Raw genomic sequence first — 10,992 nt, 5'->3', positions numbered from 1 at the left:
CGTGGGGGAAAGCCCACGGTGCGGGCACTGTCGGCGGTGGTGGTGCACTGGGAGCGGGCAGGGCAGGGCCGGCACTGGCTCTTGGTGAATCGGGCCACGATCAGCGGGGCCGCGGTGGGCGAGGAGGTCGGGTAGGGGCCGTGCCAGCCCGCGCTGACTTGTCCCTGGGGACAGGTGACCTGCTGGCGGTCGTAGTCGATGTGGAAGTCGTCCCGGGCGAAGCCCTCGGCCTGGCGGTGCTGGCGGGTGGGGTTACCCCGGAGTGGCCCGGAGACGGTGACCTGGTGTTCACGAGTGGCTTGTTCCAGGTGGGGCAGGGAGGTGTATCCGGCGTCGACCAGGTGCTCTGCGGGCAGCAGACCGCGGCGGGCCAGGCGGGTGTGGATGCCTGGCAGGACCTTGCTGTCGTGTGTGGTGGCTGCGGTGGTGGCGACATCCGTGATCACGTTGGGGCTGTCGGGAGCACAGGTCTCGGTCAGGTGAGCGGAGAACCCCTTCCAGCTGATGATGTGTCCGTGGCGTGCGTAGCGGGCCGAAATGTCGTAGGGAGAGACGACTGCCCGGGACGAGGGCGGCAGCCCGGGCCCGCCTTCCGTCTCGGCGGTGCGCCAGCGCAGGTGTCCTGCGGCGTCATAGTGGTAGTTCTGCACCATGATCTGGCGCAGGGCCTGGACGCGAGGGCCGGACGTGCGTTCCGCTCCGTGCCGGCAGAGGTGTTCCAGGAGGCGGACGGCGTCGTTGCCGGTGGCGAGGATCCTGGTCTTGGGCTTGGTGGGGTTCTTGCCCAGGCGGGCCGGTCGGCCGTAGCGGCGTCCCCAGTCCTCGTCGACCAGGTCGTCCAGCAGGTGAGGGGAGGTGCCGGCGACTTCTTCCAGTGCGGCGCGGACCGCCTCGGTGATCAGCTCCAGGCGGGTCAGGTCACGCACCAAGGCCAGGACGTGGGTGGAATCGGTGCGCTGCGTGGTGCGCTCGCGCACCAGTCCGGCTTCCTTGAGGCGGGCGAGCGCGAGGTCGAGGAGGCGGTCAGCACGGTCGTCTTCGGCGAGACGGTCGCGGAAGTCGGCCAGGACGCTGTGGTGGAAGCCGGGGTCGTCCAGCTCCATGGCCATCGCGTACTTGAAGTCGATACGGCAGCGCACCGCCTCGGCGGCCTGGCGGTCCGACAGGCCGAGCAGGAACTGCAGCACACAGACGGTGGCCAGTTGAGCGGGCGAGAGACCCGGACGTCCGTCACGTGGGTACCAGTCGGCGAAGTCCTCGTCGCACCACAGCCCGTCCAGCCGGTCGCGCACCCATATCGCCGTCGTACCACCCGGGTTGCTCGCCCGCGCGACCTGCGCGGTCAGAGGCGGGACTTGCTCACCGGAACGGGGGCGCAGGGACAACGGGCACCTCGACAGCTGTATCGGTCATCGGAACCACCCGAGCATGCCCGTTGACCATGCTGCCGCACCGGGAAACTCCAAGATCCCCGACAGAGTCAAGCTCAAGGGGCCCGGCCAAGATGGCGGCTCGGATCCTCGGTATCTCGCAGCGGACCGCGGAGCGGTACCTCAAGGAACTGACTTTTCCTTGATGTCGAACTGGCCTGAGTGAAGCTGCTGTTCAGGAATCCGGTCCCGGCAGTCTCGTCCGGCGGCGTAGCCTGACGGACACGCGCCGGTACGCCGTGCGTCGCGGTGAGCGCCGAAGGGGGAGTCGTGCAAGCAGGGGCTGTGCTGGTTAATTCGACCGGACCTCGCCGCAGGCCTCGGCAAGAGTCTTGTTTCTGCCTTCCTGAAAAAGCACGATCTTCCCTACCTTAGCTTGGGAGTGGAGCGCCAGCAGGGGGAGGAAGCGCGTGGCTACGTGTCCGAAGTGCGGTCGCGAAGAAGCAGCGTTCGGTGGATGGAAATGCGGGTATTGCTGGGGTCGGGCGGCAGGCGACGTCTACCACGCAGAAGGACCGGAAGCGGCCCAGAGGTGGGCCGCCCAGCAGAACGCCCCCGCGAGCAGAGGTGGGGGAAGCAGTTGCCTTCTCGTGCTCTTCTCCGGTGGGATGATCGCGTCGGCCATGGAAATGGCTCAACGCCTTACCTGAGAGCCTCCCCGAGCGGTGGCCTGGTACGGCTCTCTCGGAAAGCAAGCGAAAAGCGGGCGCCGGCCGGGGCGCGGCCCGGCATCGCTATTGGGTAGTGGGCTCCCCAGCACGAACCGCCGACCCGGTCCCCAAGGGCCGCTACTGGGGCGACGACGGCGCCCTCCAGCTCGGAGGGCGCCGTGGTGCGCGCGACGTGCGGCTCGGGTTCAGCCGGCTAGCCGGAGGGCGGGCCGGGCCTCGGGGGCGGGCGCGTCCTCACCGCCGTCGGGGTCCGGGTCGGGGTCGAAGTCGGTACCGGTGCGCCCGTCGCGCACACGCGGTGGGCGGATGTCGCCGACGGGGAAGTTGATGGGCCACACGTGCGTGTCCGGGGCCTCGAGGTGGTTGGTCATGTGGGCGAGCGACTCGTAGCCGGCCAGCAGCGGGTGGATGAGCAGCGTGCCCTTGCGCTGCCGTTCGCTGATGATGCCCTTGTCGCGTAGCTGCCCGATCGCGCGGGAGACCGCGGACTGCGACAGGCCCAGGCGCTCGGCAAGCTGCTGCTGACGGATGCGGACCAGGCCGCCGGGCTCCTGGCGCGCGGTGAGCACGTCGAAGATGTCGCGGGCCGTCGCCGACAGGCACGCATTGGGCAGGACCTCGGCCCTCAGGCTCCCGCGCACAGCATCCGCGCCGCCCAGGCCGACCTGCTCGACGCTCTCCCCGGAGAGCGCCTGTCCGACCTCGACGAACTACGCGCCCGAGGCGTGCTCGGCACGCGCCCGGCAGCGCCCCCGTCCCTGCGGCGAACCCTCGGAACTGGCGGCCGCGCCGACGAGGAACCGCCCCACCACCCCGCCTGACACTTCCTCAGTGATGGTGCGGCACCCCAGTGGTGACGCACCCGCGAAACGCCCGGTGGGCGGCACTCGCACGAGTGCCGCCCACCGGGCGTTGGTGGCGCAGGTGTCAGCCGACTTGGAGGGGGATCAGACGAAGGTGATGTCCCAATGGACGCCGCCGCTGCGGGGGATTTCGTAGACGTACTCGGCGGTGATGCCGTTGAGGGTGCCGTGCCAGCGGGCGTTCGTGCCTCGCGGGGCGCCCTTGCGCTGGGTGGTCTTGATCCAGTTGGTCACGCAGCGGCCCTCGTCACGGGTACGCAGGTCGAGCTTGTAACCGTTGGCGTGGGAGTGGTTGCCCCTGGTGCTGTGGCCGGACTCGGTGCCACCGGTGATGACGATGGTGCAGCCGCTGGCCTTCTTCAGAGCGATGACGCCCTGGATGGTGCGGGCACGGACACCTGCGAGAGAGGTCCGGCCGACCGGGGCCTTGATCCCGGCCGCGGCGAGCTGCGTGAGGGCCTGGCGCTGGGTCAGCCTGCCATTCGCCGGAGCAGGCTGGGTCGGGGCAGGCGTGGTTGTCTTGGTCCCGTTGACCAGCTTGTTCCACGTCTTCGGACCGATGACACCGTCCGCGGTCAGCCCGTGGGAACGCTGGAACGCCATGGCCGCGTTCCGGGTAGCCGGACCGAAAGCACCATCGACCACGATGCGATTGCCGAACCCGGCGAGCTGCGCCTGGGCGGCCTTGACCGCCGACCCGCTGGAACCGGTGCGCACGGTCTGGGTCAGCTTGTTCCAGGTGTTCGGGCCGATGATGCCGTCGGCGGTCAGGCCGTGGGCGCGCTGGAACCCGGCGGCCGCGGCCTGGGTGTTCGGACCGAAGGCGCCGTCTGCGGTGACGGACTGGCCGGCCGCGGCCAGCAGGTGCTGGGCGGTGGTGACGTTCACGCCGCGCGAACCGCTCTTCAGCAGCGGCCAGACGGCCGTGGACGGAGCAGGCGGCGTCGTTGTACCCGTTCCCGGAGGGGTGGGGGACTGGCCGGGGGCGAGGTGGGCGAGCGCGCGGAGCTGGGTCAGCGTGCCCTTGTAGACGTTGACGTCGGCCCTGCCTCGCAGGCCGGGTACCGATCCGTTTTCGGTGTACTGCCAGATCGACCAGTACCTGCCCCCGACCGGGGCGGGCTCACGCGTTCCGCTCTCGTAGCGGGGCTGCCACAGCGGGCTGTTGGCCAGAGCGCCGGTGTTGCCGCGCAGGCAGGTGTCGGCGAAGTCCTTCGAGGTGTAGACGATGGGGTTCACCCCGAACGCCTGACGGGCCCTGGCGAGGAACGCGGCGACCTGGGTGTTGTTCACCCCGGCCGGGCACCGGCCGCGGATCTTCTCCAGGTCGACCACCGGCGGGAGCTGCCCGGGCCGCTTGCCGTCGTAGCCGGCGGCCCTGGCCGTACGGATGAAGTGGTCGGCCTGGGCGGCGCCGGAACCGGAGTCGTAGAAGTGGTACGGCGCGACCATCAGCCCGGCCCGCGACGCCCCCGCGAAGTCACCCGCGAACTGCGGGTCGCGGTAGCCGGTGCCCTGACTCGCCTTCTGGAACACGAACGAGTACCCGGCACTCGCGGCCGCTGACCACTGGATCGGGTGGGAGTTGTGGTGACTGGTGTCGAACCCCTTCACGCTGTACGCGGCCGGACTGTTCGCCTGCGCCTCCTCGTCGCCGGAGAAGCTGATCAGGCCAAATCCAGCAGCCGCGACCGCCACCATGGCACCCGCCTGAAGACCCGTCTTCTTGCTGATGATGCGCACGACTTCACCCCTCGTCAGACCCACCGGCACACATCCGGAGGGCAGTTTCCGCGGCGCCTTTGCGGCGCCGACGAGATGAAGATTCGGGGTACCGCCGTCCCACCGGTAGCCTGATCGCCATTCCAGCCGTACCGCACCGTCCCGGCCGTTCCACAAGGCCCCTGACCTGCGAAAAGGAACGGCTCTGGAATGCGACGATCACCGACGATCACATCGGCATCAGGGGGAAGACCCGTGCGACCCGAACAAGGCGACATGCCACCCGCACAGCCACTGCCGGAAGTCACCGCACTGCTCCAGGCACTGCGACAGATCAAGGCATCCAAGAACCTCTCCCTGGACGCCTTCACCCACGACACCGGCTACTCCCGCTCCTCCTGGAACCGCGTCCTCAAAGGCGCCGCGTTCCCACCCCGGGCCGCGGTGGAACGGCTCTGCTCCCGCCGCGGCCTGGACAAGAACACCCTGCTTGGCCTTTGGGACACCGCCGACCAAGCCCGCCGCGCCGCGGACGCCCAGGAGGAGACACCGCCCGAAGCGCCGTCCGTTCCCGCGCCGGCAGACCCCGCACAAGGCGTACCGGACCCCACACCGCCGACGACGCCGGACCCCGTACCGACAGCAGCCCCGGACCCCTTGCCGACAGCAGACGCGGACCCTGCTCCCGGCGCCACAGCTCCGAAACCCGCAGCGGCCAGCCCGGACCCCGCACCATCCACGCCCGGCCCGGTCGAACCGGCAAAGCCGGCCGCTGCCCCCCGGAAACCGTCCACGTCCAGCCCTGCCGAACCAGCAAAGCCAGCAACTGCCTCCCGCAGCAGGGTCAAAACCCTCGCGCTGATCGCCGCAGCCCTCGCCGCGCTGCTGCTCGTCGGACGCTGGTACTCGGCCCACCAAACGAAAGACTCCGCCGTCTCCCAGCCCGAGACCGGCGGCGACAACCGTCCCGGCGACGACCAGCCAGTCGTCGACGAAACTCCCCTGCCCCCGAAGAACAGCACCGCACCGACCAAGACCCCGAAGGACAACGAGAAGAAGAAGGACAAGGAACAGGACACCCCGGGCGAGGAAGACACGAACACGACCTCACCGCGCCCCAGCAGTTCAGCCAAGGACGAGGCATCCTCCCCAGCCTCTGCTTCTGCCTCTCCCAGTACGGCCGCCTCGCCCGGCGCCGCCGGCCGCGCCAACTGCCCCTACAACTGGGACCGCACCCAGGTCATGGCCAAGGGCATGGTCGGCTCGAAGGTGAAGGAGATCCAGTGCCTGCTGAACTACAACTACGACTACACCCTCGCCCTCGACAGCAAGTTCGGAGAAAGCACCGACACCGCCGTCCGCGCCGTCCAACGCTGCAGCGGCCTCAAGCCCGACGGCCAGGTCGGACCCCAGACCTGGAAGTACCTCGACACCCCCATGTCCGGCTGCGGACACTGAAACGGGCGCCCCAGTCCCGCCCGTACCCCATGCCGCCCGCCGAGTAGGAAGCTGAGCCAGAGCCGCCACTGACACACAGCGGGGCCCCCACCCGTCGCAACGGATGAGGGCCCCACCAGCCGAAAAGCCCGATCAGCCCCCGGTGAACATGCTCCGCAAGCCACGCGTGGCATACGGACCCCACGTCTGGGTCACCACCCCGACATCGAGAGAAGGCTCGCTCAACAAGCCGGGCTTGCCCTGCGCAGAGACCTGCAGACGCAACTGGCCACCCTTCACGACGAACGTGAACGTGATGGTGCGCCCGGCCCCTTCCGGATGCCCCGGCAAGGCCAGGAAAGTGAACGAGTGCCCACCGACAGCCAAAACACGGATCGGAGCGGCCGCAACAGGCTCGCCCTTGCCCCCGAAGAGATCACAAGTGGCCCCGACCCTCAGAACCTGCCCACACCCCTTGAACGGGAAATAGGTCGAGAAGTGCGTAGTGGCCCGCGAGAAAACCGCGTCGAGCAACGCCTCACTGCTTTTGCCGGACACAGGGTAGACAGAGAAATCACACGTGTACGCGTAATTCGACGGCCGGTCGACGACAGTCCAGCAACTATTCGCAGCCGGCTGCACAGGCACAACCGCCGACCCCTTCGGCGCGCTCTGCAACGCCCCCCACGTACGCGGACCGACCACACCATCAACGACCAACCCCTTGGCCCGCTGAAAAGCCCGCGTCGCCTCCTCGGTTCGCGCCCCGAACACGCCATCCACACTCAACGCGTAACCGTGAGCATTCAACGCACTCTGCAGGCCCCGCACAGCCGCCCCGCGCGCACCGAGACGCAGAACGGGCTTCGCGACAGAAGACCGGGCCGCTCCAGCAGCACGACCAGCAGGCACCCGCGAAGGCTGCGAGCCCAGATCACCCCGAACAGCGGCCACCGCCGAATCGCCACGCTCCGCCCACGGATGATCTGCCGCACGGGCAGGATCCCCGCCCACGGACACCAGAACCGCCAACGTCCCCAACACCAGCACCAGGGAAGTCGAGACCAACCACCGGAACTGATCTCGCGAAACCCCGCTGCTCTTCAGGAGCTGCCTCGCAAAACTCATATCTCTTCCTCCTGCCAACGACCACACCCAGGTGGTCCGAGAGCCTCTGACAGCGGGAGAATCGCCGTTCCAGCGTTCCACCGGGAGAACCAGGCTGTTCCACCTGTTCCACTTGTCCCACTGCGGACAGGTCCTCGGTGTTGACAGGCTCCCGGTGGCCGGCCGTCGCCCGCGGCCCGCCTGGTCCTCGTTGCCGTCCCGCGCGCAGACGCTGCCGCGTGGGCGGCCCCACGGGCCAGACCAGGACCACGGCCCCGGCCGGCCCCGGCCAGGAGGGGGCCCGGGATCTCCTGCTTCATCCCTTGCGCGACCCCTTGCGGTACCTCCTGCGGTATCTGTTGCCCCCTTTCCCCACGGCTTCGGGCGTCTGCGCAGGTCACCATGCCTGTAGAGGCGTGGTCGGGGTGCTGACATCCCCTCTGCGCACCCCCCTGCCGCCCGAACTGCCGAAATGGAGAGGGTGGGGGCGGGGCGGGCGGGAGCGCTTCGGGGATCGGCGGCCGGCTAAGTTCCTCGCGCGCGTCGGCGGGGCCTCGCGCGGTGCCGAGATGTGGCGGCCCCGAAGTCGATGGCGGGTGCCGGGACGTCGCCTTGAGTGCCTGTCAGCCGCCCCGGGTCCCAACCCAGGGCGGCCTGCGTTCGGGGCTCAGAGGGGCACACAGGCGCGGTTGCGTGTGTCCGTGGACTGATCCTGGTCTGCCAGGTGTTCGCCCGGGGTGTTCGTCACCTGCCGCGGGTGGTACGCCGCTTCGTGACGCGGGTCTTCTGGCGGAGCTTGCGGGCGGGAGGGCGGGGCGGGGTGGTGTCGGCCGACCGCGCGGTCACCGCAGCGAGGGCGAGGGCGGCCAGGTCGATCCAGTTCTCAGGAAGCCCAAGAGCCAGGAGCGTCACCCCGATCGCCATCAGGACGATGCCCATGACGGGCTTGCTGCGGAAGAGAAGTGGGGCGCGGTCGTTCGAACGCATTCGCATGACAACTGCCTTCCAGCCAGATTCGCGGAACGGGTGGAAGACCAGAGTGGGTCGGTGATCTGATGTCCGTTTACGTCCGTTCACGTCCAGCCATGTCCGCGCAGGTCACAGCGCTGAAAAACGGCTGCATTCCATGGACACGAGGCGGATTCGACCCCTACGAAGGCAGTGCCTGTGCATGAAGAAGAGCGGCCGACCCATCGGCTGAAGGCCCGGCATAGCCCGCCAGAGGGGGACACACCACAGGCGGACGAGCTCGCGGAGTGGTTACGCGCCCGGCTAGCCGGGTGGACTCTGCGGCAACTGGAGGAACACTTTCCCTTCGGCCGCACGCAGTGGAGCGAGTTCCTCAAGGGCCGCAAGCTGATTCCCCTGTGGCTGCTGGACAGCGTCGTCACCAAGCTGGTCCCCCCATCGGAGCAGCAACTTCACCGAGGTCTCGGCCACGAACTGCTGAGAGCGGCCGAAGAGGCCGACGCGGCCCGCCTGGCAGCCAAATCCCCCGACATCCCCTCGGGCAGCACACCGCACGACTACGAGCTGCGCCTGGACGACGCCCGCCAAGGCCAGATCAAGGCGCAGGAAACGGTACAGAGTCTCACTCACCTCATCTACGTCTTCATCAGCGCGATGGCCGACCTGAACCAGCGCTGCAAAGACCTGGAGGCCGAACGGGACCAGGCACGCCTGCGGCTACAGGAAGCGGAAACGACGGCCAATCAGCAGCGCGCGGCCGAGAACAGGAAACGCGCGGCCGAGGACCAGCGGCTCATCGCCCAGACCGAGCAGCACCTGGCCGAGGCCGGGCGGCGGCACGCGGAGTTCGAGGAGAGGCTGACCCGCGCCCGCCGGGAGCAGCAGGAAGCCGAGGACTTGCGGATCGAGGCGTTCCAGCAGGCCGAACAGTACCGCCGCGCGTTCAGACAGCTCACTGGACGCGACACTCCCGCCGGCCCCGACGGCGAGGACCCCGGTTCCGTGCCCGCGCCCCAGCCGTGGGAATACGACCACTTCCTCGAGACCGCCGACGCCCAGCTTGACGCCTACAACGCCCGCCTGGACGCTGTTCGCGAGCAGATCGGCAGCCCCGTACCACCCGCCTCCCAGGCGGTGCGGACCATCCCGGGCCAGGTCGTCCGGTCCCCGTCCACGGACAGCGCGGACAACACCCCCACCAGCGGTGACCCCGTCCACGGCCCGTCCGCGGACACCCCGGACAACGACTCCGCTACCCGCACGGAAGGCCCCGCCGCCATGCCCGAGAACACTGGCCGCCCCGACCGCGGCGACGGCCCCGCGACGGGCGGAGCCGCACACAGGCCCGGCAGGAACCGCACCAGTCTGCGCGTCGCAGTGGCCGCCACTACCTGCCTCGCCCTCCTTGCCGGAGGTGGCTGGCTCGCCTGGAACCGCTACCGCTCAGACCAGGACTCCCTGGATTCCAAAGCCCCGAAGGACGCGTACGCCCTGCAGGACTCGCCCACGATCCAGCAGGCAAACAAAGACGGAGAAATCAAGATCGGAGTCAAAGACGACCAGTTCGGACTGAGTAATATCAAGGGAGACAGTGAAAATCCGGACGACTGGAAAGGGTTCGATATCGAGGTCGCCAGGAATATCGCGGAAAAACTAGGATTCAAAAAAGACAGGATCAAGTTCGTCAAGGTCACCACGAGGACGCGGGAACAGTGGCTGGAGGGCGGGTCCGTCGATCTCATCGTCGGCAGTTACAGCATCACCCCTAAACGCAAAGAAAGGGTGGATTTCGCCGGGCCCTACCTCACCACCGATCAGGGAATGATGATCTACACCGAGGGTGGGGAAAATGCCTGGGTCCAAGAGAACGGCCATCAGGCGGAAAAGAAGATCGAAGGTCCCGAAGATTTCCCTGACAACACAGATGTTTGCACAGTAGGAAGTTCCATCTCGGAAGCCGTCCTGAAGCAATTCCCGAAACCCAAGTTCCGAGTAAAGCTGAGATCTGAATACCAGGACTGCATTAACCTGCTTAACGAGGACATGGGCGTCCAGGTCGTAGTCACAGACCGGCCCATCCTCGCCGGGTTCCTCACGGCCAACCCCAACCTTGCGATGGTGCCAAACCCCCTGGACCACAGCACGACGAAATGGGGTGTCGGCATCCGGAAGAACGAGCCCGCCCTGCGCCACTTCATCTGTAAGTCCATCGCAGAACAGGTCGACAGCGGAACCTGGGATGCATTGTACAAGAAATACCTGAAAGACACCCTGAGTAAAGAAAACGTATACCCCCGCCCCCCGGGGGAAAAGGAACGATGCTGAAGGCCCGTCACAACCCGCTTTTTTGAGCGTCTGTCAGTCGTCCCGTGTCTTTCAACCGGGGCGACTTGCTTTCGCGGCATAGCGGCAGGGAGGGTTGTGTTGATTCCCAAAAGAGGGTCGGTTTTTGATGCAATTTCGGATTCGGAGTTCTCCGGCCTCACGACTTCCTATTCAGTTGCCTTTCAGGTGCTCCAGAGCTGTTATTTCTGATGGTGGGTGAGTTCGGGGAGTTAGTTTTTGAGGGTGTGTGAGGTGTCTCAGGGGTGCGTTCTGAGTCCCAATCTCATCTGGGGTCATGTTTTGACGCACCGTCTTGATGGTTGGAGAACTGGGGGTTTGGAGGGGCCGGCCTGTTCCTCACGTCCCGTTCCGACCGAGGCCACCCCTCCACCTAGCCAGCCGCCCGCGTAGCGGGCTCTGAGCAGCCACGGAGTGGATGCTCACGTGGTCGGTGCGAAGCTCCGACCA

General features: G+C 67.6%; 7 protein-coding genes and 1 pseudogene. 2 read left to right on the top strand and 6 right to left on the bottom strand.

The window, feature by feature from the left end; all coding sequences use genetic code 11:
- The 3 genes from ACIRJP_RS40955 to ACIRJP_RS40945 all read right to left on the bottom strand — a co-directional run.
- Nucleotides 1-1,385, bottom strand: a 1,385-nt coding sequence (locus ACIRJP_RS40955; RefSeq protein ID WP_404186093.1) for a transposase, incomplete at its 3' end; no start/stop codon positions are given.
- 901 nt (nt 1,386-2,286) lie between these two features.
- Nucleotides 2,287-2,742: a helix-turn-helix transcriptional regulator gene (locus ACIRJP_RS40950; protein ID WP_404186091.1), complete on the bottom strand. Its 456-nt coding sequence runs from the start codon at nt 2,740-2,742 to the stop codon at nt 2,287-2,289.
- Between the two features lie 306 nt (nt 2,743-3,048).
- Complete coding sequence (locus ACIRJP_RS40945; protein ID WP_404186089.1) at nt 3,049-4,707, bottom strand: GH25 family lysozyme; 1,659 nt, start codon at nt 4,705-4,707, stop codon at nt 3,049-3,051.
- 234 nt (nt 4,708-4,941) lie between these two features.
- On the opposite strand from ACIRJP_RS40945, the gene ACIRJP_RS40940 reads away from it, so the two are divergent.
- On the top strand, nt 4,942-6,144 hold the full coding sequence (locus ACIRJP_RS40940) for a peptidoglycan-binding protein (protein WP_404186087.1): 1,203 nt from the start codon (nt 4,942-4,944) through the stop codon (nt 6,142-6,144).
- A gap of 132 nt (nt 6,145-6,276) precedes the next feature.
- On the opposite strand, the gene ACIRJP_RS40935 is transcribed toward ACIRJP_RS40940, so the two are convergent.
- From ACIRJP_RS40935 to ACIRJP_RS40925, 3 genes and pseudogenes are all read right to left on the bottom strand, one after another.
- Nucleotides 6,277-6,681, bottom strand: a complete 405-nt coding sequence (locus tag ACIRJP_RS40935) for a hypothetical protein (protein WP_404186095.1) — start codon at nt 6,679-6,681, stop codon at nt 6,277-6,279.
- A gap of 129 nt (nt 6,682-6,810) precedes the next feature.
- Nucleotides 6,811-7,251, bottom strand: a pseudogene (locus ACIRJP_RS40930) (peptidoglycan-binding protein); the annotation flags it as partial.
- A 723-nt stretch (nt 7,252-7,974) separates the two neighbouring features.
- Nucleotides 7,975-8,223 (bottom strand): hypothetical protein, encoded by a 249-nt coding sequence (locus tag ACIRJP_RS40925; protein WP_404186085.1) that lies wholly within the window; start codon nt 8,221-8,223, stop codon nt 7,975-7,977.
- Between the two features lie 174 nt (nt 8,224-8,397).
- Between ACIRJP_RS40925 and ACIRJP_RS40920 the strand changes: the two genes are divergently transcribed.
- Complete coding sequence (locus tag ACIRJP_RS40920; protein ID WP_404186083.1) at nt 8,398-10,524, top strand: transporter substrate-binding domain-containing protein; 2,127 nt, start codon at nt 8,398-8,400, stop codon at nt 10,522-10,524.
- Nucleotides 10,525-10,992: the final 468 nt, after the last annotated feature.

The sequence above is a fragment of the Streptomyces sp. NPDC102437 genome (genome assembly GCF_044765565.1).
GTDB lineage: Bacteria > Actinomycetota > Actinomycetes > Streptomycetales > Streptomycetaceae > Streptomyces.
Note: the sequence above shows the minus strand (reverse complement) of the source record. Positions and strands in the feature narration are given on the sequence as shown.